The sequence below is a fragment of the Microbacterium sp. LWH11-1.2 genome (genome assembly GCF_038397745.1).
Taxonomy (GTDB): domain Bacteria; phylum Actinomycetota; class Actinomycetes; order Actinomycetales; family Microbacteriaceae; genus Microbacterium.
In genome coordinates, this window is sequence record NZ_CP151636.1 from 1354134 (window position 1) to 1375467 (window position 21334).

The window sequence follows — 21334 nt, forward strand, 5'->3', positions numbered from 1 at the left end:
CGATGCTGTTGTCAGCGTTGGAGGTGGACCGATTTTTCCTCGGCGATGTGGTCAAGCGCAGTTCGTACGAGTGCATCGTCCAGGAGCGTGTCGATCTCGGTCCACCGTCTTAGCCACTGCTCGAGGTCCGCATCGAGATAGCTCGCGAACGTTCTCGCATCCTCCAACACCAGATGCGGGGCGCGTCGTAGTTGCACGCCGGGAGTGCCAAGTCCTGGTTGGGGGAAACCGAAGATAACCGGTTCGCAGTGATTGATGCGGTTTCGGGCCCAGTTCAGGCTCATCGCGGCGCGGTGTAGCGTCTTGCGCTCGATGCCATCGAACGCAGCCTGGAGAGCCGGCTCCCAGATGCTGGTTTGGAATCTCGCCTTGGTCCCGTCGTCCTTTCGATCTCCGCGACCCAGCAGCGATACCCAGGTGCCGAGCATCAACTGCGCCACTACCTTTCCCGCCGGAGCGCTTTCGCCGACCTTCTCCAGAGCTTCGTCGACCTTCTCGCAGAGATCTTCGTCGAAGCGGTGACGCTGAGAAGCGAACCAGCGTTCGTCGAACGCTGAGGTCATTGCGCGGTGGAGGTGCTCTCGGAGAGCCACCTCCACCAGCCGAAGCGTCGCGTGCAGATGTGAGGCGATCTGCGAGTCCAGAAGGTAGAGCGCGACCGCAGCGCGATCACCGTTCGTGGCGGCCCTGAACCGTCGAAGCCGTTGGGGCGCGAGACTCCGAATGAGCGCTTGTTGCTCGTCCAACGTGGGTTGAGGGATCACAGGCAGAACGCTACACTGGAGGCATATTCCCCCAACCTTCGGGTTGAGTATGGGTTTCGGAAGCCGCCGTAGTTCGTCGAACACGGCGGCTTCACCCGTTTCGAGGGGAGTGCGCGCTTAGGCGAGCCGTCACACCGTCGCGCTACTCTGTGCGGATGATCACCGACGGCCGGGCGACCCTTTCGATCTACAGCACCGAGATGACTGCGGTGGAGATCACCACAGCTCTCGGGATCGTCCCCAGCAAGACGTATGAACAGGGCGATCTGACGCCGTCGGGGCGTGCGGGGCGCCTGCTCAAGCCGCAGTATCTGACGTACCAACAGGCGGGATGGCATCTCGATGCGCCGGATTCCGTCGACGATCCCGATGCGTTCCGGTCGCTCAGGGCGCTGGTCCGCTCGATCGAGCGCAAGGCAGAGGTTCTACGCACTCTCCGGCCGGCGTGCGACACGGTGATCCGGTGGTACGGATCCTCCGACAGTTCGCAGGGTGGTTTCGTGATGGACGCCGAGCTCCTCGTCGGGCTCGCAGCTCTCGGGTGCGACCTGGTGGGCACCGCGTACCTATCCAGCGCGGAGCCCGAACTCGAATCAGACCGTGAAAGTCAGGTCTAGTACGGCACCTGACTGGTCAGGTGGAAGGTCATTCCCATCCATCTGTCCATGTAGGCGTTCTGGGAGCCGTTGCTGTACTTGAAGCAGCCCGCGCCGCAGGAGCCCTGGTAGACGTAGCTGTTCGCCGCGTTGGCGGCTCCGGCGGGCACGAGGAGGAGCGCGGCGGCGAGTGCGACGACGGCGCCAGCGCCCGCGGCACGCTTCTTGATGTTCTTCATGGTCTGTTCCTCTCGGTCATGCCCTCCGCGCGCGTGCGAGGAGGGGTCCGGCCGTCAGTCTTCCCCGACCGGGAAGCGCGCACATCGGTGGAACTACGGAGCCGCGTCGGCCGCTCTCGTCCTGACGATGGTGTGACAGATTGAGTTCGTGACCTCTCCCGCCATGCTCGCGCCTCCCCGCCGCACTCTCCTCGTCGGCTTCGGCAAGCTCGGTCGGCGTCTCGCGCTCCGGCTCGTCGCCGACGGCGGTGAGGTGATCGCGCTGCGACGCAGCGAAGGCGAGCTGCCGGAGGGCGTGTCCGGCATCCGGGCGGACCTCTCCGCGCCCCTGACCGAGCCGCTGCCGACGGTCGACGCGATGGTCATCACCCTCCCGCCGGGTGGCAGCGTCGACAGCTACCGAAGAGCCCTGAGCCATCTCCGCGCCGCGCTGCCCGCCGTTCCCGCACGCACCGTCTTCGTATCGTCGACAGGGGTCTTCGAGGCGACGGCATCCGAGCACCCGATCACCGAGCAGGACGAGCCCGTGCCGGCATCCGATCGCTCCCGCGGGCTGTATGACGGGGAGCGCGCGGCGATCGAGCTGTTCTCGGCTGTCGTCGTGCGGCCGAGCGGGATCTACGGTCCGGGCCGAGGCTTCCTGCTCCGGCAGGTGCGCGAGCACAAGCCCGTGAACCACCGCCGCCGCACGAACCGCATCCACGAGGTGGATCTGGTGCGCGCGCTCGACCTGCTCGTGCGGATGCCGGAGCCTCCGGCGCTCGTGCACGCTGTCGATCAGGCTCCGGCGCCGCTGGGAGACGTCGTCGCTCACATCGCGCTCCGGCTCGGAGTCGACGCTCCGCCGGACGACCCGTCCGCAGAGCCGACCGGCCTGGTGCATGACGGCTCGCTGCTCCTCTCCGTGCTCGGCAGCCTCGACTACCCGACGTACGTCGAGGGGTACGACGAGATGATCGCAGCCGAGCCGACCTCCTGAGAACCGGGCGAAGATGGAGGGACCCCCCTCTGCGACCGCGACCACAAGGAGCCTGCATGTCCCTCGCCTCCACCTTCGACTCCATCGAGGTCGAGCACCTTCGACGCATCGGCGGGCTCAAGTGGTCGATGTTCCCCGACGCGGTCGGCGCCTTCGTCGCCGAGATGGACTTCGGCGTCGCTCCGGGCATCTCCCGTGCGCTGCACGCGGCTGTCGATCAGGGCCTGTTCGGCTACCTGCCGGCCTCCCTCTCCGATGAGATGTCGGCGGCCGCGTCGGATTGGCTGCGTGACATGTACGGCTGGGCCGTGCCGGCATCCGACGTCCACCCGATCGCCGACGTGATCCAGGGCCTCGAGCTCGCGATGGAGCACTTCTCGCGCCCCGGCTCTCCGGTGATCGTTCCGACGCCGGCCTACATGCCGTTCCTCTCTGTGCCGCCGGCGGCCGGACGCGAGGTGATCCAGGTGCCGATGACGGTGACCGACGGCCGCTACACGCTCGATCTCGACGGCATCGACGCGGCGTTCCGCGCCGGAGCGAATCTGCTCGTCCTCTGCAATCCCTACAACCCGGTCGGTCGGGTGTTCGACCGTGAGGAGCTGCTCGCCGTCAGCGAGGTCGTCGAGCGTCACGGCGGACGGGTGTTCTCCGACGAGATCCATGCGCCGCTCGTCTACGCCCCGGCGGCGCACACCCCGTATGCGTCGATCTCGGATGCCGCTGCGGCGCACACCGTCACCGCGACATCCGCGTCCAAGGCCTGGAACCTTCCGGGGCTCAAGACCGCGCAGATCATCCTCACCAACGACGAGGACCGCGCGATCTGGGAGCCGATCGGGATGATGGCCTCGCACGGCGCGAGCAACCTGGGCGTCATCGCGAACACGGCCGCGTATCGCGACGATCGCGCCTGGCTCGCCGACGTCACGACCTACCTCGACGGAAACCGGCGGTTCCTCGGGGAGGCGCTCGCCGCGCGGATCCCTGAGATCGCCTACCGCGAGCCCGAGGGCACGTACATCGGGTGGCTCGACGCGAGAGCACTCGATCTCGGTGCGCAGCCCGCGGAGTTCTTCCGCGAGAACGCGGGCGTCGCCCTCACCGACGGCTCCGCCACGGGTGCCGCCGGCGTCGGCTTCATGCGCTTCGTCTTCGCCACCCCGCGTCCGATCATCGAGCAGGCCGTCGATCGCATGGCCGACGCGCTGGCGAGGCGCTGAGACTGGAATAGTGGACTCGTATCCTTCCCCCAGAAAGCAGGACGATGACGTACACCGCTGAGCCGACCAGGTACGACTCGATCACGACGGCGCGATCCGGGCGGAGCGGTCTGATCCTGCCGCGCGTGTCGCTGGGCCTGTGGAACAACTTCGGCGAGGACCGCACGTTCGAGACGCAGCGCGCGATCCTGCGCCGCGCCTTCGATCTGGGCGTGTTCCACTTCGACCTGGCCAACAACTACGGCCCGCCGGCGGGGAGCGCGGAGCAGAACTACGGCCGCATCCACCAGCTCGACTTCCGGCCCTACCGCGATGAGCTCATCATCTCGACGAAGGCCGGCTACCAGATGTGGGACGGGCCGTTCGGCGAGTGGGGCTCGCGCAAGACCATGGTCGCGTCACTGGATCAGTCCCTGCAGCGACTCGGACTCGACTACGTCGACATCTACTACTCCCACCGGCCCGATCCCGAGACGCCGATCGAGGAGACCATGGGCGCGCTCGCGACCGCGGTGCGTCAGGGCAAGGCGCTGTATGCCGGCATCTCGAACTACTACACGCCGGAGGAGACCAGAGCGGCCGCCGCAGCACTTCGCGCCGAGGGTGTGCCGTTGACGATCCACCAGCCGCGGTACAACATGTTCGACCGCCGCATCGAGGAGCTGGGTCTGCTCGACACCCTGACCGAACTGGGTGCCGGTGCGATCGCGTTCTCGCCGCTGGATCAGGGGCTGCTCACGGATCGCTACCTGAAGGGCATCCCGAGCGACTCGCGCGCGGCGACGGGACGATGGATGACCGAGTCGAACATCTCGGAGGCGTACCTCGATCGGGCGAAGGCCCTGAACGAGATCGCCGTCTCGCGCGGTCAGACGCTCGCCCAGCTCGCGATCCAGTGGGTGCTGCGCGACCCGGCCGTGACGAGCGCCCTCATCGGGGCCTCGAGCGTCCGCCAGCTGGAGGATTCGCTCCGCGCGCTCGACGGCGCCCCGCTCACCGACGAAGAGATCGCCCGCCTCGAGCCGCTGGCCGCGAAGCCGGCCTGATCGTGGAGTAGGAGGGGCCGTGCGGATCGTCGGCACTGTCCTTCTCGCGATCGCAGCGACGCTTGTCGGACTCTTCGGCGATTTCATGCTCGGGCTCTCCGGCCTCACCTTGGCAGGTCCAGGCCTCTCGGTCATCGAGTACTCCGATGCGGACGACGCCGAGCGGTCGATCGGTATCGGGATGGGCGTCGTCTCGCTCCTGGTGTGGCTCGTTCTCCTGCTGTCCGCCGCGCTTGTGGGGCTGGGTGGCGACCGCCCGACGCGCGCCCGGCGTGCCACGGTGTGGGTCGTCGTCGGGCTGAGTGCGGTCCTCGTGCTGGGGCTGCTGGCCGCAGTGCTGGCCACGCCGCCGCCTGTCAGCGAGTACCCGTTGCCGGAGTGGGACCGGGCGTAGCTCGGACTCGAAGGCGTCTTCAGGCCGATGGCAGGTCGTGTCGCGCAACAGGCCGAGGAGGTGGGGTGCGGGGGTCCCGCACCCCACCTCCTGGATCACAGAGTGGCGAGGATCTCCTTCATCGTCGTGATCTCCGTGGTCTGCGACTCGATGATCGTCTCGGCGAGTGCGACGGCGTCACTGTTCTGACCGTTGTCGACTTCGTCCTGCGCCATGTCGACAGCACCTTCGTGGTGCTGGATCATCTGCTCGAGGAACAGGCGGCCGGCCTCAGCGCCCGTCGCATCCTCGAGGGCCTGCATGTCCTCGTCCGACATCATGCCGTTGCCATGATCCATGCCGCCCATGTTGTCCACGTCGGCGCCCCAGTCGTCGAGCCACTGGTCCATCTTGCGGATCTCAGGCTCCTGAGCGGCCTTGATCTCTTCGGCGAGGGAGAGGACGCGGTCGTCGACGCCGTCCTTGCTGAGAAGGATGTCGGACATCTCGATGGCCTGAGCGTGGTGCTCCTTCATCATGCTGGCGAACATGATGTCGGCGTCGTTCGCGTCGGCTGCGTCTGCGGATGCAGAGGGGTTGCTGCCGTGGTCCATGCCCGGCATGCCGTCGCCGGAGCCGGCGGTGCCGGCGCAACCGGTGAGGGCGAGGAGGGCCGTGAGGGTGAGTGCGGCGATCGCCGTGTGTCGGGTGTTCATGAGTGTTCTCCAAGGGTCGGTGATGAGGCCCGGCTGGTGCCGGTGCCAGGGAGTGCGTTGCCCGCGAGAGCGGAGCAAGGCGTCATCACGTGCGACTGATGCAGAGAACGGTGAGAGAGGGCGGTGGCGGGAGGGCGTGAGCGCGGGCGGGCCAGCGTGTCGTCACGGACGCGAGAATCGCGACCAACGGAGTGTGCCGCCAGCCGAGCCCGCTCCGTCCGAGAAGGATGGTGGCGACCAGGAGTGCGAGCACGCACGCCATCCAGGTCATCGAGTCCCCGCTTTCACACGTCGCGCATCCCGCATCCGATGTCGGCGTGCCCGGCAGCTGGGCGGCTGTGGACGTGTCGTGGTGACGTTCGGACACTCCCGCATCGGTGCTGACGGCGACGGTGTCGTGGTGGCCGACAGTCGTCGCGTGCGAGTTGAAGGAGTGCATCGCCAGCAGTCCGGCGATGATCCCCACGGCGACCGCGAGGACGGCCAGGACGGTGTGTGTCAGCGTGCGCTGTCCCCGCACTCGTTGCCCTGCGTCGATCAGAGACATGCCCACCTCCCGTTCGTCTCAGCCTACGTCTCGTGTCTGACAGGTCTTCTGCTACCTGCCCGCGATGGCGTCCGGCCGCAGATCCAGGCGGCGCAGCAGCTGCGCGTTGAGCGCGACGACGATGGTCGACAGCGACATCAGCACCGCGCCCACAGACATCGGCAGTACGAACCCGATGGGGGCGAGCGCTCCGGCCGCGAGCGGGACGGAGAGCAGGTTGTAGCCGGCGGCCCACCAGAGGTTCTGCTTCATCTTCCGGTAGCTGGCCCGTGACAGTTCGATCACCGACAGCACCGATCGGGGGTCGTCGCTGGCGAGGATGACGCCCGCGGAGGCGATCGCGACATCCGTTCCCGCCCCGATCGCGATACCGACGTCGGCCTGCGCGAGCGCAGGGGCGTCGTTGACACCGTCTCCGACCATCGCGACCTTGCGCCCTTCGCCCTGAAGCGCCTTCACCTTCGATACCTTGTCCTCCGGTCGCACCCCGGCGAAGTATCGGTCGATGCCGAGCGCGCCCGCGACGGAGGCGGCTACCGCGTCGGCGTCACCGGTGATCATGACCACCTGCACGCCGCGTTCATGGAGGGCTTCGACCGCGTGACGCGACTCGGAACGGATCTCATCCGCCAAGCGCAGCGCGCCCGCGACCTGACCGTCGACGAGCACGTGGAGGATGATCGCACCCTGACCACGCCACTCGTCGGCAACCGCGAGCTCGGAGGCGTGCCCCTGTTCGAGCATGGAGGGGCCACCGACCTGCACGACGCGTCCATCCACCCGTGCACGGACCCCCACCGCGGGGGAGGATTCGAAGTCGGACGAGGCAGGGAGAGCGAGAGACCTCTCCTTCGCCGCGCTCACGATCGCGCGAGCGAGCGGGTGCTCGGAGTCGGCTTCCGCGGCCGCGGCCCAGGCCAGCAGCTGGTCGGAATCGGTCCCGGAGGCGGGGCTGATCGCCGTCACGGCAGGGGTGCCCTTGGTGAGGGTGCCGGTCTTGTCGAACAGGACGGTATCGACGGTGCGCATGCTCTCCAACGCGAGGCGGTCCTTGATCAGCACGCCACCACGGGCGGCACGCTCTGTCGCGATCGACACGACGAGCGGGATCGCCAGGCCGAGAGCGTGCGGGCAGGCGATCACCAGCACGGTGATCGTGCGGATCACCGCGGCGTCCGGCAGCCCGACGACCGTCCAGACGATCGCGGTGATCGCGGCAGCGCCGAGCGCGAACCAGAACAACCACCCCGCGGCCTTGTCCGCGAGGCGCTGCGCGCGCGAAGACGAGCTCTGCGCCTCGGTCACCAGCTTCCGGATCCCCGCGAGAGCGGTGTCCTCACCGATCGCGGTGATCTCGACCCGCACGCCCGAGTCGGTCGCGACGGTCCCGGCGATGACCGGGTCGCCGTCACTCCGGCGCACGGGCCGGGACTCTCCGGTGATCATCGACTCGTCCATGCTGGCCGATCCCTGCACAATCCGCCCATCCGCAGGCACCCGCCCACCGGGGCGTACCACCACCACGTCACCCACCTGCAGATCAGACGGGGTTACCGTGACGGTCGTGTCCCCCTCGATCCTCTCGGCCTCGTCGGGCAGCAACGCAGCCAGGGAATCCAACGCTGAGGTCGTCTGGGCGAGGGAGCGCATCTCGATCCAGTGACCGAGCAGCATGATCACGATCAGCAGCGCCAGCTCCCACCAGAAGTCCAGCTCATGATGGAGCACCCCGAGGCTCGCGCCCCAGGACGCGAGGAACGCGACCGTGATCGCGAGGGTGATCAGCAACATCATTCCGGGCTTGCGCGCCCGAAGCTCACTCACCGCGCCGGTGAGGAACGGGGCCCCGCCCCACACGTACATGACGGTCCCGAGAACCGGGGACACCCAGCCGATCCACGCGGCCTCCGGCAAGGTGTACCCGAGCAGCATCGAGAACATCGTCGAGAACCCGACAACGGGTACCGCGATGACCAGCATGATCCAGAACAACCGCCGGAACCGGCCCACGTGTTCACCGTGGCCACCGTGGCCACCGTGGCCCTCGTGATCGCCGTGGCCGGCGTGATCGTGACGAGCGTCGCCGCTGTCGTGGCTCACCGCCGCGTGGTCATGATGCGCCGTCGGCGCGGTGCGGTGATCTTCGTGTGTCGTGTGATGGATGTGCTCATCGTGCTGGCTCATCGGAAACCCCTGCTCGGATGCGCCCGGGTCGAGCCGGGCTGGGACGGACGGTGGGTCAGGCCCGGCTGTTCGTCGACGTACTCGTTCGTGCCGGAAGAATACCCCCCTAGGGTATCCAACACAATCGCACTCAGGGTATTCCCCGGTCGAGGCCTCGGAGTCGACCACCTGCCGGACCGATCGTGCTCTGTGAGGTCGTCGACGTCACCGACGAGGTGCACGACACTCCCTCGCGGGACGCACCTGGAAGAATGACGGCATCCCCCACAGAAAGCAGGTCCGTCGTGCCTCTGGTCTCCTCCCTCACTCACGGATGGACGCTCCGCGCCGTCGCCCCGGATGCCGGCACCCCCGCGGCCGCGCTGCCGGATTCGATCCCCGCGACCGTCCCCGGAACCGTGCACACCGACCTCCTCGCGGCCGGACTGATCGACGATCCGTACCTCGACCTGAACGAGCTGAAGGACGAGTGGATCGGTCACACACGCTGGGCGTACCGCACGACCATCGAGTGGGCGGATGCCGGTGAGGAGCGCACCGAGCTGGTCTTCGACGGCCTCGACACCGTCGCGACCGTGACGCTGAACGGCGAAGAGGTCGGGCGCACGTTCAACCAGCACCGCACCTACCGCTTCGACGTCACTGATCGACTGCACGCGGGAGCGAACGAGCTCGAAGTCGTCTTCGATTCCGCGTGGGAGTATGCGGAGGGCGTGATCGCCGAGCTCGGCGACCTGCCGAATGCGTACCCGACGCCGTTCGGGTTCATCCGCAAGATGGCCGCGAACTTCGGGTGGGACTGGGGACCCCAACTCGTCACGGCCGGCATCTGGAAGGACGCGCGGCTCGAGTCGTGGTCGGGCGCGCGGCTCGCCGAGGTGCGCCCCGTGCTCACCCTCGACGGCGACGAGGGCGTCGTGCGCGTGACCGCGCTGCTGGAGACGACGGATGCCGACGCCACGGGTCGCGTGATCACGGTCTCGATCGGCGGTCAGCAGGTCGAGGTGCCCGTCAGCGGTGAATCCGTCGACGCCGAGGTGCGCGTGCCGGATGCCGCCGTCTGGTGGCCGCGCGGCATGGGCGAGCAGCCGTTGTACGAGCTCGAGGTGTCGCTGCACGACGGCGAGACCGCCCGTGACTCCTGGACCCGCCGGGTCGGCTTCCGCACGGTCGAGCTCGACACGTCGGACGACGAGTCGGGCTCCAAGTTCACCTTCATCATCAACGGCATCCCGCTGTTCATCCGCGGCGCCAACTGGATCCCCGACGACTGCTTCCCCTCGCGTCTGACCGAGGAGCGCTATCGCGCCCGCATCGACCAGGCCATCGGCGCCAATCTCAACCTGCTGCGCGTGTGGGGCGGCGGCATCTATGAACGCGACGAGTTCTTCGACATCTGCGACGAGCTCGGGGTGCTGACCTGGCAGGATTTCCTCTTCGCGTGCGCCGCGTACCCCGAGGAGGAGCCGATCCGCAGCGAGGTCGTCGCCGAGGCGCACGACAACGTGCTGCGCCTCTCGACGCACCCGAGCCTGGTGCTCTGGAACGGCTGCAACGAGAACATCTGGGGCTGGTTCGACTGGAACTGGCAGGACGAGGTCGGCGACCGCACCTGGGGCCTCGGCTACTACACCGAGATCCTTCCCCCGATCGTCGCCGAGCTCGCCCCGATGACGCCCTACTGGCCGGGCAGCCCGTTCTCGGGGTCGATGGAGTTCCACCCGAACGACTTCGACCGCGGCAACGTGCACATCTGGGACGTCTGGAACCGCGTCGACTACACGACCTACGCCGACTACGAGCCGCGCTTCGTCTCGGAGTTCGGCTTCCAGGGGCCGCCGACGTGGTCGACGCTCACGCGCTCGATTCACGACCAGCCCCTCACGCCGGAGTCGCCCGGGATGCTGCTGCACCAGAAGGCTGCGGACGGCAACGAGAAGCTCGCCCGCGGCATGGAGCCGCACCTGCCCGAGCCGCAGTCGATGGAGGACTGGCACTACCTCACGCAGCTGAACCAGACGCGCGCCATCGTCTTCGCGATCGAGCGCTACCGCTCGCAGCGTCCGCACTGCATGGGCACGATCGTCTGGCAGCTCAACGACTGCTGGCCCGTGACGTCCTGGGCCGCGGTCGACGGCGACGGGCGCCGCAAGCCGCTCTGGCACGGCCTGCGCCGGTCGAACGCCGAGCGCATCGTCACCGTGCAGCCGATGCCCGACGGGACCCTGATGCTGGTCGCGGTCAACGACTCGATCGAGGACTGGACGGTGGCGGGCAGCATCCGTCGCCTCGCGTTCGACGGCACCGTGCTCGCCGAGCAGGCGGTCTCGCTCACGGTTCCCGCGCTGGACAGCGTGGGGGAGCCGCTCGATGCCGATGTGGCCACGCCCGACGACCCGCGACGCGAGGTCGTGCGCGTCGAGGTCTCGGGTGCGCGAGCGACGAGCCACGTGTTCGTCGAGGACAAGGAGCTCGCGCTGCAGGACGCGGTCCTTCGCGTCGAGGTCGGAGAATGGCGTGACGGTCAGCAGACGGTCGACATCGCGGCGGGGGAGTTCGTCCGCGGTCTCTGCCTGTTCCCCGATCGGCTGGTGGCCGAGGCGTGGACCGACGACGCCGACATCGACGTGATCCCCGGAGAGCCGATCCGGATCACCATCACCTCGCCGAAGCCGCTCGATGCGGAGGCGCTGGGGTCGTCCCCGGTGCTGCGCACCGTGAACGAGGTGGTGGCGGCGACCGCTCTCTGATCAGAGCGGCGGATCGAGCTTCTCCAGGGCGGCATCCATCTGCTCGGCCAGGTGGGCATACCCGACGTCGGACGGATGCAGCCCGTCGGACGCCATCCAGCTGTCCTCGGACCCGGCGTGGTGTCCGTCGAGCCAGTGGCTCGCGCCCGGGATCCGGTCGGCGTCGATGGCTGCGGCCGCTGCCTCGACCCAGCCGATGATGGTCTCGAGGGACTCGGGGCGCTCCTCGGTGTACCAGAACGGCTCGACGACCACGATCCGCGCCTCCGGCAGAGCATCGCGGATGCGGGTGAGGTCGTCGGTGATGGTGTCGCGGATCAGGTCGGCGCGCCGATCGAAGCTGAAGGTGTCGTTCAGGCCCATCGTCACGAAGACGATGTCGGGCTGCGCTTCGATGACGAGTTCGGGGAGGTCGTCCTCGTCGAAGTCCAGGCGGTGGTTGACGAAGCCGAGCCCGTTGACGCTCGGGTTGAACTCGCTCCACCCGCGGTCGGCGCTGATGATCGTCGACCAGCGCAGCGACGGATCGCTCGCGCCCGTGCCCAGTGTGTACGAGTCTCCGTAGAAGGCGACGAGCGGTCCGCTCCCGGAGGTCGGCGAGGCATCGGGTGTCGGCACGGGCACGGTGCTGCAGGCCGAGAGGCCCAGGGTGAGGGCGACGACGGATGCGAGCGATCGGAGACGGCGCATGCCTCTTGTTCGTCGCCGAGCGCTCGACGGATGGGACGTCAGGACAGCCAGCGGCGGCCCCGCACGAACGGCTGCGACTGCCACCAGGCACCGAGACCGATCATCGATCCGGCGCCGATCTCGGCGAGGAGCCAGCCGACGAGGATGTACACGAGGTGCTCGTCGACGATCGGGTTGTTCGAGAGGGGCAGCGCGCTGAGGTAGATGCCGCCCATCACGAGCGTGCCGCCGACGGCGGCGAGACGCAGGCACACGCCGGCGACGAGCGCGACGCCCACGGCGCCGAGGCCGAGCATGAACAGCACATCGACGACCGGGTTGCCGGCCATGGAACGGAAGACACCCGCGAGTGCACCCTCGGTGTGGCCCAGGTATCCGGCGCTCGGCGATTGCCCCGCCAGCACGGATCCCTCCGGCGGCGTGGCGACACCGAGGCCGAAGAGCTTGTCGATGAACGCCCACAGGTAGACGAATCCGAGCGCGATCCGGGTGAGGCCGCCGAAGACGCGTGCCGAAGGGGCGTCGAGCGCGGAGCGTGCGGGGGCGGCGTGGGCGATCTCAGAGCGAGTGGACATGTTCTTCCTCCGGTGGTGATGGCGTTGTGGTCGTGGGTCAGCGCGGGGCGACGGCGAGCAGGATGCCGGATGCTGCCGACAGCTCGATCCGGGAGATCTCGTCGAGCGGGGTCGAGGTCGCCGCGGAGAGCCCGGTCGTGCGGGGCCCGCCGTCGCTCTTCCAGGTCGCGACCACTGTGCGGATGCCGGTGGCGTCGACGACCGCGAGCTCGTAGTCCCGGTCGGCGTCGTCGTAGTCGTGGTCGGGCGCGATGCCGGGCGGGTAGGAGCACGACCAGTCGAGTCGCGTGCCCCACGGTTCCCCCGTGAGCGACAGGTCGGCGCGCACGCCGCTGTTCCCGACCGGGTCGAGGCGCACGGATTCTCCGACCGCGACGACCGCGGGAGTGCGGAGGCCCAGGGTGACGCCGTAGCCGGCCGCTCCGCCGAGGAGGATCAGTCCGACGGCGGCCGCGGCGAGCAGCATCCGGCTCTTCCGCCTCCCGTCGCGTACGCGATCGGCCAGCGCGGCGAACGAGGGGAGATCGGATGCCGCGGCATCCGCGGGCGCCGCCGCTCGGACGGCCGGCGCGGGGGCGGCGGCGAGCAGCGCGGGCAGGGGAGCGAGTTCGCTCACCGACTGCCGGCACGAACGGCATCCGGAGACGTGTCGTTCGAACTGCCGGCGCTCGGTCACGCTCAACGCTCCGAGCACGTACGCGGCATCCCACTCGGTGTACTCATCGTCGGTCATGACACGACGCCTCTCTCCTGCAGGGCGAGGCGGAGCGCCCGCATGCCGTAGTGCAGACGTGACTTCACGGTTCCGGCGGGGATGCCGAAGTCGTCAGCGAGCTGGGCGACGCTCTTGCCTCCGTGATAGGCGCCGCTGATGACGGCCTGGTGGTCGGCGGGAAGGGTCGACAGGGCCTCGGCGATGACCCAGCGCTCGAAGAGGCGGTCGGTGTCGTCGTCGTGCGCCCCCTCGGGGAGGGCTTCCACCACGACCTCCCGCCGCCGGCGGGCGCTGCGCAGATCGTCGGTGACGAGATTGCGCGCGACCCTGCACAGCCATGCCCGGATCACGGGCTCGGGCCTGGTCAGTATCTCGGGGTTCTGCCACGCGCGCAGGAGCGTCTCCTGAACGACGTCGTCGGCGAGGGCGGCGTCGTAGGGGAGCGAGATCACGAAGCCACGTAGCATTCCGGAATAACGGTCGTGAGCGGTTCGCAGCAGCCGATCGGCATCCGTCGGTGCTGGGAAGTCGTTCATCGGTGCGCGCGCACCTCGAGCCGTCTTTCCGCGGTTCTGCGAGTCATCGCGACCGTCCGCTTCCCCATGTCATCCCCCGTCTCCGGTGCGCGGAAACGCACCCTCCGAGGAAGAGACGACACGGGTGGGCGAAAGGTTCAGAGGGAATTCACGCGCAGCGTGAGCGACTGCTGGACCGTGCCGATCGGCCCGACGTCGTCGTGCAGCACGGTATGCGTGAGACCGTGACCGCGGGGCCCGAAGCTGACGGTGGTGTCGAAGCCGATCCAGTCGCTCACCGGGGCGCGGAACAGATGAGCGGTGAGGTCGACGTTCGGGAACGCCATCACGGTCGGTGCGATCAGCGGGGTGACGCCGTTCGCGATGTCGACCAGTCCCAGCATCCGCGCGGTGGTGCTGACCGCCGTGCCGGCGATCAGGGAGATCTTCGGCCGCATCCAGAATCGGGCGCGCCCCGGCCGTTCCTCATCCCGCCGGACGTCGACGGTCGTGACATACTCTCCCGGCCAGATCTCGGACGCATCCCACGGCGCCATGTCCGCGCGGGAGGGGATCGGCGACAGGGCGGATGCCGACACGTCCTCGGTGTCGGAGTCCGCGAGGAACCAGCCGCGGGCGATGACGGCCGCGCGGCCGTCCTGGCTGAGCACCGCCTCGGACAGTTCGATCGTGCGCCCGCGACGGATGACGTGCGTCCGCGTCTCGACCGCGTCGATGGCCAGCGTGCCGAGGATGTCGAAGGAGATGCGAGCGAGCGAGAGGGGGGAGCCATGACGCGCGCGGTGGTCGGTCTCGAGGACATGGGTGAGCAGCCCCAGTGCGGGAGCGATGTGCTGCTCCGCGGTGTTCCATGCGCCCTGCACCCCGGAGGTCGCGCGGAAGGTGATCGGATCGATCGGCTCGAAGTAGGCCGGAGTCACGAGGGGGGTTTCGACGGAGGTCATGGGTGGAGGAGCCTCTCGATGACGAGGAACAGACCGATGGCTATCATGGCGACGCCGGACACCCGACTGACGACACGCGCTGCGGTGGGCCGGGAGTGAAGTATCCGATTCGCACCGTACCCGACCGCCAGGTACATCGCCGCGCAGCTCACGATGTGGACTAACCCGAGGACGGTGATCTGCACCGCCAGGGGCCAGGGAGCATCGGCGTCGGTGAACGGCGGGAGCACCGCCAGGAAGAGCAGGAAAACCTTCGGGTTCAACCCGCTCACACCGAAGCCCTTGAGCCACCAGCGCCAGGCCGAGCCGGAAGCCGCATCGTCGCTGGGACGCACGACGGAGGGATGCCGCAGGGTGCTGATGCCGAGCCAGATGAGATAGAGGGAGCCGACGATCGTGAGCACGGTCAGGGCGCCCGGAATGCTCATCACGATCGCGCCGACACCGGCGGCCACGATCAGGGTGGCGACGAGGTGGCCGGTGAGCAGCCCGACAACGGCGGGCAGCACCCGGCGGTTCAGCCCCGCGGTGATGGCGTAGGCCCAGTCCGCTCCGGGGGTGATGACGAAGAGTGCGGAGACGCCCCAGAAGGCCAGCAGTGCGGCGAAACTCATGGGGAAAGGCTATTGGCGATGAGGGCGAAGGTGCTTCCAAATTCCTTCCCTGCGGGGGCTTATCGTGGAAGGATCATCGTATGGATGCCATCGATAGGAAGATTCTTTCCGAACTCCAGCGTGACGGCCGGCAGACCCTCACCGAACTCGCCGAGCGCGTGCAGCTGACGATGTCTCCCTGTCATCGTCGGCTGCGCGAACTCGAGCGCGACGGCGTGATCGTCGGCTACCGTGCCGACGTGGACCCGGCGTCGGTCGGTTTCGGCTTCCAGTCGCTCGTGTTCGTCACCATGCGGGAGTCCACCCGAGACGTCATCGCCACGTTCGAAGAAGCCGTTGCGGCGATCCCGTACATCCTCGATGCCGACAGGCTGTTCGGAGAGCCGGACTATCTCCTTCGCGTCGTCGCGCGGGATCTCGACCACTTCCAGCAGATCTACGACGAGCGGCTGAGCGCGCTTCCCGGGGTGCAGCGGCTGAACACGACAATGGTGATGCGCTCGGTCGTCGACGACCGCTCGCTCCCGCTGGACGGCTGACGCCGGCCGGTTTCCCCGACGTCGTCGGACTGATTCGTGACGAATCGGCGGGACCGCCCGTCTTACCTGTGAGCGAGGAAATCGCTCCCGGTCGAAGCCCCCCAGGGGCCGGTGGCCGGCACACAGATCGAGACAGGACCCGTCATGGCAAACCAGGACCAGAACACCGCCGCCCCCGCCGAGAAGCCCGCCACCTCCGCCTCACGCGTGGATCGGTCCTCGAGCTTCTCGACGTCCCGGATCCCCGCCGACGCGGATGCCGCAGGAAAGACGGTCATCGCCGACGGCGTGGTCGCCAAGGTCGCCGGCATCGCCGCTCGTGAGGTCCCCGGCGTGTTCGCGCTCGGTGGCGGCGGAGCGCGCGCCTTCGGTGCGATCCGCGACGTGATCAACGCGACCGACCTCGCCCAGGGCGTCAAGGTCGAGGTCGGCGAGACACAGGCCGCCGCAGACCTGACCATCGTCGTCGAGTACCCCGCCCCGATCCAGGAGGTCGCGAGCAACGTGCGGGCCGCCGTCGCCGGCGCCATCAGCCGACTCGTCGGCCTCGAGGTCGTCGAGGTCAACGTCGAGGTCAACGACGTGCACGTGCCCGGAACCGACAACCAGGAGAACGAGGAGTCGCGAGTCTCATGAGTCCCACCGTCACCGGCGCCCTGATCGGCGCTCTCCTCGCTCTCGCGGCGCTGCTGTTCGGGTTCTGGGGATTCCTCCTCATGGCCCTGTTCGCCGGCATCGGTGCGATCGTCGGCCGGATCGCCTCCGGCAAGATCGACGTCCGCGGACTCGCGGACGCCTTCACAGGGCGGCGCACCTCCTGATGCGCGTCGACCAGCACCTCGCCCCCGGTGGCGGTCCCGCGGGGGTCGCCACCGGAGGGGACGCCGTCCGAGGCCGCATCGACGTGAGAGAGCGCGTGTACCGCACGGTCACCGAGCAGGCGTCCGCGACCCTCATCGGCGTGCCCCGCGGTGACGTGAAGGTCGATGTCGCCGAACACCCCGCGGGGATCGCCGTCCGCATCGCGACGCCGCTCCCCGTGCCCGATCTCGACGACACCGCCGCGATCGCCGAAGGGATGCCCGTGCTCGACCGGGCACGTCATCTCCAGGAGCAGCTGCAGGAGCGGCTCTCGGGCATCCTCGGCCGTGAGGTGACGCGCATCACCCTCACCATCACCGGTGCCGCCATCCCCGAAAGGAGACGAGTGCGATGAGCACCCCGGTCCTGCGCCGCGTCGTCCGACGCGAGACGCACTCGCCGCGCACCGTCGCGACGTTCGTCGCCGTCATCCTGCTGATCCTGGCCCTCGCGTACATCGGGCTGGAGATCGTGCTGAGCCTCGCTGCCCAGCCCGCGCTCCTCCTCGGTCCCGCCGCCGCGGGCGGATGGCTGGTCGGACTTCCGACCGCTCAGCCCGCCGGAGCGGTGGTCGCGGGCAGCGTGATCCTCGCCCTCATCGGCGTGGTCTTCGTGTGGCTCGCCGTCGCCCCCGGGCGTCTGTCGAAGCACACCATCGACGCGGGCGACCGCGCGGTCGTCGTCGACAACGGCGTCATCGCGAGCGCCCTGGCTCAGCACCTGTCGGAGGAGACGGGCCTCGCTCGCGAGAACATCACCGTCGGCGTCGGCCACCGCAGCGTCGACGTGACCCTGCGCCCCGGCGCCGGCGTCCCGCTCGAGAAGAGCGCCGTGCAGTCGGCCGCCGAGGCGGAGCTGCAGACATACCGGCTGACCAGGAACGTTCGCACGCGGATCCGCATCGAGCGTCCGGACGAGAAGGAGGACTCGCTGTGAACGCCACGAATCGTGCACTCAACCGCACGCTGCTGCTGATCATCGGACTGCTGTTCCTCGCGCTCGGGGCGGTCGGCATCGCGATCATGAGCTGGCCCACTGCGGCCGACGTCTGGACGGCCGCCGGAGAGGACGCGCGCTCCTGGCTCGACCATGCGATCGCGGCATCCGTCATCGCGGGCGGCTCCCTCTCGTGGGTCGCGGTCGCCGCGGTCGCCGCGGTCCTCGTCGTCGTCGTGCTGCTGATCCTCGCGCTCACGAGCATCGCGGGTCGCCGCTCGAAGACCGTCTTCCGCTCGTCGGGTGCGCAGAATCCGCTCGGTCGGGTCACCGTCACCGAGTCGTTCGTATCGGATGCCGTGAAGAACTCGCTGGCGTCACGCGACGAGATCCTGTCGTCCAGCGTCACGGCCAATGACATCAAGAGCCGGCCCGTGCTGCACGTGGCCGTCACGCCGCGGCAGAACACGGATCCCCGCGAGGTCGTCGATCACCTCGATCGTCTGCTCACCAACCTCGCCGCCCTGACCGGACGCGAGACGGAGACCTACGTCTCGATCCACACCGGTCTCCGCGCGCGTCTCGCGCACGATCAGCGTCGGCTCTCCTGAGTCGCCTCCACCCAGACTTATCGCCGGTCGCTGCGCGGCACGTCGATGAGGCGTCGGGGGATCATCCCGACGTCATGATCACCACAAGGAAAGGAGCCCCCCATGGGACTCGATGACAAGATCAAGAACGCCGCTCAGGACATCGCCGGCAAGGCGAAGGAGGCGATCGGCAACGCGACCGACAACGACAAGCTCGTCGCCGAGGGCAAGGCCGACCAGGCCAAGTCCGACGTCAAGCAGGCCGGCGAGAACATCAAGGACGCCTTCAAGAAGTGATCACGGCGACCTGAGTGCCGGGGTGGGCGGGGGAGACCCTGCCCACCCCGGCATTCTCCTGTCGGCCGTCGTTCTCTCAGCGGGTCACGTACGACAGTCCGTCGATCGTCAGGACGTCACCCGACGTCTTGACGATCTTGATCGTGTGCTCGCCCTTGCGCAGGTCGCCGCTCGTGAACAGCTCCTGACGGGTGAGCCGCGCATCGCCGTGCAGATCGATCGTGTCGACCAGCTCGCCGTCGATGTAGACCTCGGCGGTGCCCTGGTCGGGTCCGATCGCACCCGTGAGCGTGACCTTCGAACCGGTGAAGCCGAGCGAGACGGACGCGCCGTCGACGCTCGACCAGTGCACGTCGTCGCGGAGATCGCCGCGGAAGCGGAACTCCAACGCCGTGTCGCCGTCGGCGAACGAACCCATCAGTGCGGCACCGATGGCCACCTCGCGGCCGTCGACCGTGTAGTCGGCTCCCGCCACGAGGGCGGTGCCGTCTCGGAACACACCGAGCAGCTCGCCCGGGTCGCGCCCAAGTGTCACCACGGCATCCGCCGGCTCCGCGCGGTCGAACGCCACGTGGTCGACGTCGAGCACGCCCTCCTGGATGACGTCGAGCTTGTCGAGAAGCATGAACTGTCCGGACTTCTTCACCACCCGGAGAGTGTGACTGCCGTTCGGCAGATCGCGCACGCTGTAGACGACCTGCTGCACGCCGCGACCTTCGGCCAGGAACGTGTCGACCGTGTCGACGAGCTGGCCGTCGAGATAGACATCCGCCTCACCCTGCGAGGAGTGAGTCTCGGTCACCCAGTCGATGCCGGTGCCGACGAAGGAGTACTCGAACGACGATCCGTCGGCCTCGCTGTACTGCACGTCGTCCTGGTAGTCGCCCATGCCCCGACCGGCGCTTCGGCTCCAGGTGCCGCCGTACACGATGCCCGGGCCGTCGTTGTTGACGCTGACCACGTTCGATGCGCCGGTCTCGGGTGCCTCGCCGCCCTGCGCGGAGTCGAAGACCGACACCGTCAGCGCCTGCGAACGTGCCGGGACCTCATAGCCGCCGTTGCGGCCCCAATCGCCGTCGTAGAGCAGCCGCGCGTCGTCGTCGTTGAGGGTGATCGTGCTCTTCTTCGCGGGCGTGAAGGTGAACAGGCGCGTGCCGTGGATCGGCACGTCCTCGGCGACGAACTCGCCGGTTGCGCTGCCGAGGTTCTTCTTGCGCCACAGATCGCGGATCTTCGCAGAGCCGTCGATGCCGATGTCGGCGAACGGGATCGTGATGTCTGCGTCGGTGCGACCGAGGTTGAACACGGCCACGGTCACCGATCCGTCGGAATTCACCGCGTACCAGGTCTGTCGCTGCGTCGCCGTCGAGACCGGGTGTGCGGGACGCCCCGCCTGGTTCACCGCGATGACCTCGTCGTTGGTCAGCAGCTCCAGTCCGTACTCGTCGAGGTTCGTCATGTCGTTGCCGACATACATCGGCGCAGCTCCCACGGCCCAGAACGTCGCAGCGGTGCGGCGCTCGTCCTTGGTCAGGCCGTCCATCGAGCCGTTGCCGACGTTGAGCGAGTCGAAGTCGTTCCATCCCGTGCCGGGGCCGGCGTGCCGCCACCACTCGGCGGCCTTCGGGAACAGGCGCGAGATGTTGTCCCACGTGGTGAGCGCGTCGTTCTCGCAGTAGCACTCGACGTCCCAGTCGACGCGCCAACCGTTCGCATGCTCCTTCCAGTAGTCGGCGTAGCGGATGTCGAGGGCCCACGAGAGTTCGAACCAGATGTCGTTGCGCTCGAGCGCCTGCGACCAGGCCGCGACGTCGTCACGGGCGTCGATCGACAGGTCGCCGATCCCGGAGCCCGGGGTGACGCTGTCGAACTTGACGAAGTCGATGCCCCATTCGCCGAGCATGCCGGCGATCGAGTCGATGTAGGCCTGTCCGCAAGGGGTCGAGAAGTCGATGCGATGCCCGATGCCCCAGTAGTCGGCCTGCTGGAGGGGGCGCTTCACGACGTCGCCGGTCGTGCACTCGGGGGCGCCGGCGATCGGCAGCTCCGCCTCGTACACCTCGGCCGAGATGCCAGGGATGAAGTACAGCCCGATCTTCTGGCCGTTGGCGTGGACGTGGTCGATGACGGCCTGCAGACCATCGGGATAGAGAGTCGTGCTCGGTACCGGGCGGCCGTTCTCATCCACACCGCCGTTCCAGCCGGCGTCGATGTTGATGTACTCGTACCCGTGCTGCTGCAGCTTCTCGTGCATGGCGTCGGACTGCGCGATGATCTGGTCGGCGCTGATCCAGGCCTGGCCGTTCCCGGCGTAGACCTGCATGCTGTAGCTGCTCCAGCCCATGTACGGCCGCGAGCCCAGTGGCTCGTCAGTCGACGTGGTGGCGGCGACCGTCGTGGCGGCGGACGCCGCGGACGGTGCGGATGCCGCCGGAGTTTCGGCGGCCTGAGCCGAGGCCGTGCCCAGGCCGAGCGCCAGGGTGGCGGCGGCCAGAACGGCCGGCCATCGCAGCCTCGTGGTCGGGCGATCGTTGTGGATCATGTCTTCCTCTCATGGCGGTTCGACGGTGAACCCCGCGCGTCTTCGCGCAGCCCCCAGAAGGTTCGGCAGCGGCTACTT

General features: G+C 68.3%; 25 protein-coding genes. 13 read left to right on the forward strand and 12 right to left on the reverse strand.

Going from position 1 to position 21334, the window contains the following annotated elements; genetic code table 11:
• Positions 1–11: 11 nt before the first annotated feature.
• Positions 12–764 carry a hypothetical protein gene (locus MRBLWH11_RS06435; protein WP_341947186.1) on the reverse strand — a complete coding sequence of 251 codons (753 nt, stop codon included), beginning with the start codon at positions 762–764 and terminating at the stop codon, positions 12–14.
• 155 nt (positions 765–919) lie between these two features.
• Between MRBLWH11_RS06435 and MRBLWH11_RS06440 the strand changes: the two genes are divergently transcribed.
• Positions 920–1381 (forward strand): DUF4279 domain-containing protein, encoded by a 462-nt coding sequence (locus MRBLWH11_RS06440; RefSeq protein WP_341947187.1) that lies wholly within the window; start codon positions 920–922, stop codon positions 1379–1381.
• Here MRBLWH11_RS06440 and MRBLWH11_RS06445 read toward each other — a convergent pair.
• Positions 1378–1599 (reverse strand): hypothetical protein, encoded by a 222-nt coding sequence (locus tag MRBLWH11_RS06445; RefSeq protein ID WP_341947188.1) that lies wholly within the window; start codon positions 1597–1599, stop codon positions 1378–1380. The genes MRBLWH11_RS06440 and MRBLWH11_RS06445 overlap by 4 nt on opposite strands.
• 148 nt (positions 1600–1747) lie before the next feature.
• Here MRBLWH11_RS06445 and MRBLWH11_RS06450 point away from each other — a divergent pair, with 148 nt between their 5' ends.
• From MRBLWH11_RS06450 to MRBLWH11_RS06465, 4 genes are read left to right on the forward strand one after another with little or no spacing between them, the layout of a single operon-like run.
• Positions 1748–2578 (forward strand): hypothetical protein, encoded by an 831-nt coding sequence (locus MRBLWH11_RS06450; RefSeq protein WP_341947189.1) that lies wholly within the window; start codon positions 1748–1750, stop codon positions 2576–2578.
• Between the two features lie 56 nt (positions 2579–2634).
• Positions 2635–3801 (forward strand): aminotransferase class I/II-fold pyridoxal phosphate-dependent enzyme, encoded by a 1167-nt coding sequence (locus tag MRBLWH11_RS06455; RefSeq protein ID WP_341947190.1) that lies wholly within the window; start codon positions 2635–2637, stop codon positions 3799–3801.
• A gap of 44 nt (positions 3802–3845) precedes the next feature.
• On the forward strand, positions 3846–4847 hold the full coding sequence (locus tag MRBLWH11_RS06460) for an aldo/keto reductase (RefSeq protein WP_341947191.1): 1002 nt from the start codon (positions 3846–3848) through the stop codon (positions 4845–4847).
• 19 nt (positions 4848–4866) lie between these two features.
• Positions 4867–5241, forward strand: coding sequence for a hypothetical protein (locus MRBLWH11_RS06465; RefSeq protein ID WP_341947192.1), 375 nt, complete (start codon positions 4867–4869; stop codon positions 5239–5241).
• 95 nt (positions 5242–5336) lie between these two features.
• Here the strand turns inward: MRBLWH11_RS06465 and MRBLWH11_RS06470 are convergent, their stop codons facing one another.
• The 3 genes from MRBLWH11_RS06470 to MRBLWH11_RS06480 all read right to left on the reverse strand — a co-directional run bounded on the left by MRBLWH11_RS06470 (position 5337) and on the right by MRBLWH11_RS06480 (position 8667).
• The gene (locus MRBLWH11_RS06470) at positions 5337–5936 is read right to left on the reverse strand and encodes a DUF305 domain-containing protein (RefSeq protein WP_341947193.1); all 600 of its coding nucleotides are present in this window, start codon (positions 5934–5936) and stop codon (positions 5337–5339) included.
• Between the two features lie 85 nt (positions 5937–6021).
• Positions 6022–6483 carry a DUF6153 family protein gene (locus MRBLWH11_RS06475; RefSeq protein ID WP_341947194.1) on the reverse strand — a complete coding sequence of 154 codons (462 nt, stop codon included), beginning with the start codon at positions 6481–6483 and terminating at the stop codon, positions 6022–6024.
• 51 nt (positions 6484–6534) lie between these two features.
• Entirely contained in the window at positions 6535–8667 is a 2133-nt protein-coding gene (locus MRBLWH11_RS06480; protein WP_341947195.1) for a heavy metal translocating P-type ATPase, read from the reverse strand.
• A gap of 284 nt (positions 8668–8951) precedes the next feature.
• On the opposite strand from MRBLWH11_RS06480, the gene MRBLWH11_RS06485 reads away from it, so the two are divergent.
• Complete coding sequence (locus MRBLWH11_RS06485; protein ID WP_341947196.1) at positions 8952–11417, forward strand: glycoside hydrolase family 2 protein; 2466 nt, start codon at positions 8952–8954, stop codon at positions 11415–11417.
• Here the strand turns inward: MRBLWH11_RS06485 and MRBLWH11_RS06490 are convergent, their stop codons facing one another.
• From MRBLWH11_RS06490 to MRBLWH11_RS06515, 6 genes are all read right to left on the reverse strand, one after another.
• The gene (locus tag MRBLWH11_RS06490; RefSeq protein WP_341947197.1) at positions 11418–12107 is read right to left on the reverse strand and encodes an SGNH/GDSL hydrolase family protein; all 690 of its coding nucleotides are present in this window, start codon (positions 12105–12107) and stop codon (positions 11418–11420) included.
• A 38-nt stretch (positions 12108–12145) separates the two neighbouring features.
• Positions 12146–12682, reverse strand: a complete 537-nt coding sequence (locus MRBLWH11_RS06495) for a hypothetical protein (protein ID WP_341947198.1) — start codon at positions 12680–12682, stop codon at positions 12146–12148.
• Between the two features lie 37 nt (positions 12683–12719).
• On the reverse strand, positions 12720–13415 hold the full coding sequence (locus MRBLWH11_RS06500) for a zf-HC2 domain-containing protein (protein ID WP_341947199.1): 696 nt from the start codon (positions 13413–13415) through the stop codon (positions 12720–12722).
• On the reverse strand, positions 13412–13933 hold the full coding sequence (locus tag MRBLWH11_RS06505) for a sigma-70 family RNA polymerase sigma factor (protein ID WP_116633626.1): 522 nt from the start codon (positions 13931–13933) through the stop codon (positions 13412–13414). The genes MRBLWH11_RS06500 and MRBLWH11_RS06505 overlap by 4 nt, the downstream gene beginning before the upstream one ends.
• A 137-nt stretch (positions 13934–14070) precedes the next feature.
• Positions 14071–14877, reverse strand: coding sequence for a thioesterase family protein (locus MRBLWH11_RS06510; protein WP_116633627.1), 807 nt, complete (start codon positions 14875–14877; stop codon positions 14071–14073).
• Entirely contained in the window at positions 14874–15491 is a 618-nt protein-coding gene (locus tag MRBLWH11_RS06515; protein WP_116633628.1) for a LysE family translocator, read from the reverse strand. The genes MRBLWH11_RS06510 and MRBLWH11_RS06515 overlap by 4 nt, the downstream gene beginning before the upstream one ends.
• Positions 15492–15571: 80 nt before the next feature.
• Between MRBLWH11_RS06515 and MRBLWH11_RS06520 the strand changes: the two genes are divergently transcribed.
• The 7 genes from MRBLWH11_RS06520 (at position 15572) to MRBLWH11_RS06550 (ending at position 18714) form a co-directional block, all read left to right on the forward strand.
• Entirely contained in the window at positions 15572–16030 is a 459-nt protein-coding gene (locus MRBLWH11_RS06520; protein ID WP_341947200.1) for an Lrp/AsnC family transcriptional regulator, read from the forward strand.
• Between the two features lie 144 nt (positions 16031–16174).
• On the forward strand, positions 16175–16666 hold the full coding sequence (locus tag MRBLWH11_RS06525) for an Asp23/Gls24 family envelope stress response protein (protein ID WP_341947201.1): 492 nt from the start codon (positions 16175–16177) through the stop codon (positions 16664–16666).
• Positions 16663–16851: a DUF2273 domain-containing protein gene (locus MRBLWH11_RS06530; RefSeq protein WP_116633630.1), complete on the forward strand. Its 189-nt coding sequence runs from the start codon at positions 16663–16665 to the stop codon at positions 16849–16851. The genes MRBLWH11_RS06525 and MRBLWH11_RS06530 overlap by 4 nt, the downstream gene beginning before the upstream one ends.
• Positions 16851–17246 (forward strand): hypothetical protein, encoded by a 396-nt coding sequence (locus tag MRBLWH11_RS06535; RefSeq protein ID WP_341947202.1) that lies wholly within the window; start codon positions 16851–16853, stop codon positions 17244–17246. Before MRBLWH11_RS06530 ends, MRBLWH11_RS06535 begins: the two co-directional genes overlap by 1 nt.
• Positions 17243–17827 carry a DNA/RNA endonuclease G gene (locus tag MRBLWH11_RS06540; protein WP_341947203.1) on the forward strand — a complete coding sequence of 195 codons (585 nt, stop codon included), beginning with the start codon at positions 17243–17245 and terminating at the stop codon, positions 17825–17827. Before MRBLWH11_RS06535 ends, MRBLWH11_RS06540 begins: the two co-directional genes overlap by 4 nt.
• Positions 17824–18438: a hypothetical protein gene (locus MRBLWH11_RS06545; RefSeq protein WP_341947204.1), complete on the forward strand. Its 615-nt coding sequence runs from the start codon at positions 17824–17826 to the stop codon at positions 18436–18438. The genes MRBLWH11_RS06540 and MRBLWH11_RS06545 overlap by 4 nt, the downstream gene beginning before the upstream one ends.
• A gap of 102 nt (positions 18439–18540) precedes the next feature.
• The gene (locus tag MRBLWH11_RS06550) at positions 18541–18714 is read left to right on the forward strand and encodes a CsbD family protein (protein ID WP_116633633.1); all 174 of its coding nucleotides are present in this window, start codon (positions 18541–18543) and stop codon (positions 18712–18714) included.
• A 76-nt stretch (positions 18715–18790) separates the two neighbouring features.
• On the opposite strand, the gene MRBLWH11_RS06555 is transcribed toward MRBLWH11_RS06550, so the two are convergent.
• The gene (locus MRBLWH11_RS06555; RefSeq protein WP_341947205.1) at positions 18791–21256 is read right to left on the reverse strand and encodes a X2-like carbohydrate binding domain-containing protein; all 2466 of its coding nucleotides are present in this window, start codon (positions 21254–21256) and stop codon (positions 18791–18793) included.
• Positions 21257–21334: the final 78 nt, after the last annotated feature.

Excerpts from the sequence above, each read along its gene's own strand:
- MRBLWH11_RS06440 (WP_341947187.1), top strand. The coding sequence starts at position 920 with ATGATCACCGACGGCCGGGCGACCCTTTCGATCTACAGCACCGAGATG.
- MRBLWH11_RS06445 (WP_341947188.1), bottom strand. The coding sequence starts at position 1,599 with ATGAAGAACATCAAGAAGCGTGCCGCGGGCGCTGGCGCCGTCGTCGCA.
- MRBLWH11_RS06455 (WP_341947190.1), top strand. The coding sequence starts at position 2,635 with ATGTCCCTCGCCTCCACCTTCGACTCCATCGAGGTCGAGCACCTTCGA.
- MRBLWH11_RS06460 (WP_341947191.1), top strand. The coding sequence starts at position 3,846 with ATGACGTACACCGCTGAGCCGACCAGGTACGACTCGATCACGACGGCG.
- MRBLWH11_RS06470 (WP_341947193.1), bottom strand. The coding sequence starts at position 5,936 with ATGAACACCCGACACACGGCGATCGCCGCACTCACCCTCACGGCCCTC.
- MRBLWH11_RS06475 (WP_341947194.1), bottom strand. The coding sequence starts at position 6,483 with ATGTCTCTGATCGACGCAGGGCAACGAGTGCGGGGACAGCGCACGCTG.
- MRBLWH11_RS06480 (WP_341947195.1), bottom strand. The coding sequence starts at position 8,667 with ATGAGCCAGCACGATGAGCACATCCATCACACGACACACGAAGATCAC.
- MRBLWH11_RS06490 (WP_341947197.1), bottom strand. The coding sequence starts at position 12,107 with ATGCGCCGTCTCCGATCGCTCGCATCCGTCGTCGCCCTCACCCTGGGC.
- MRBLWH11_RS06495 (WP_341947198.1), bottom strand. The coding sequence starts at position 12,682 with ATGTCCACTCGCTCTGAGATCGCCCACGCCGCCCCCGCACGCTCCGCG.
- MRBLWH11_RS06500 (WP_341947199.1), bottom strand. The coding sequence starts at position 13,415 with ATGACCGACGATGAGTACACCGAGTGGGATGCCGCGTACGTGCTCGGA.
- MRBLWH11_RS06505 (WP_116633626.1), bottom strand. The coding sequence starts at position 13,933 with ATGAACGACTTCCCAGCACCGACGGATGCCGATCGGCTGCTGCGAACC.
- MRBLWH11_RS06510 (WP_116633627.1), bottom strand. The coding sequence starts at position 14,877 with ATGACCTCCGTCGAAACCCCCCTCGTGACTCCGGCCTACTTCGAGCCG.
- MRBLWH11_RS06515 (WP_116633628.1), bottom strand. The coding sequence starts at position 15,491 with ATGAGTTTCGCCGCACTGCTGGCCTTCTGGGGCGTCTCCGCACTCTTC.
- MRBLWH11_RS06520 (WP_341947200.1), top strand. The coding sequence starts at position 15,572 with ATGGATGCCATCGATAGGAAGATTCTTTCCGAACTCCAGCGTGACGGC.
- MRBLWH11_RS06525 (WP_341947201.1), top strand. The coding sequence starts at position 16,175 with ATGGCAAACCAGGACCAGAACACCGCCGCCCCCGCCGAGAAGCCCGCC.
- MRBLWH11_RS06530 (WP_116633630.1), top strand. The coding sequence starts at position 16,663 with ATGAGTCCCACCGTCACCGGCGCCCTGATCGGCGCTCTCCTCGCTCTC.
- MRBLWH11_RS06535 (WP_341947202.1), top strand. The coding sequence starts at position 16,851 with ATGCGCGTCGACCAGCACCTCGCCCCCGGTGGCGGTCCCGCGGGGGTC.
- MRBLWH11_RS06540 (WP_341947203.1), top strand. The coding sequence starts at position 17,243 with ATGAGCACCCCGGTCCTGCGCCGCGTCGTCCGACGCGAGACGCACTCG.
- MRBLWH11_RS06550 (WP_116633633.1), top strand. The coding sequence starts at position 18,541 with ATGGGACTCGATGACAAGATCAAGAACGCCGCTCAGGACATCGCCGGC.
- MRBLWH11_RS06555 (WP_341947205.1), bottom strand. The coding sequence starts at position 21,256 with ATGATCCACAACGATCGCCCGACCACGAGGCTGCGATGGCCGGCCGTT.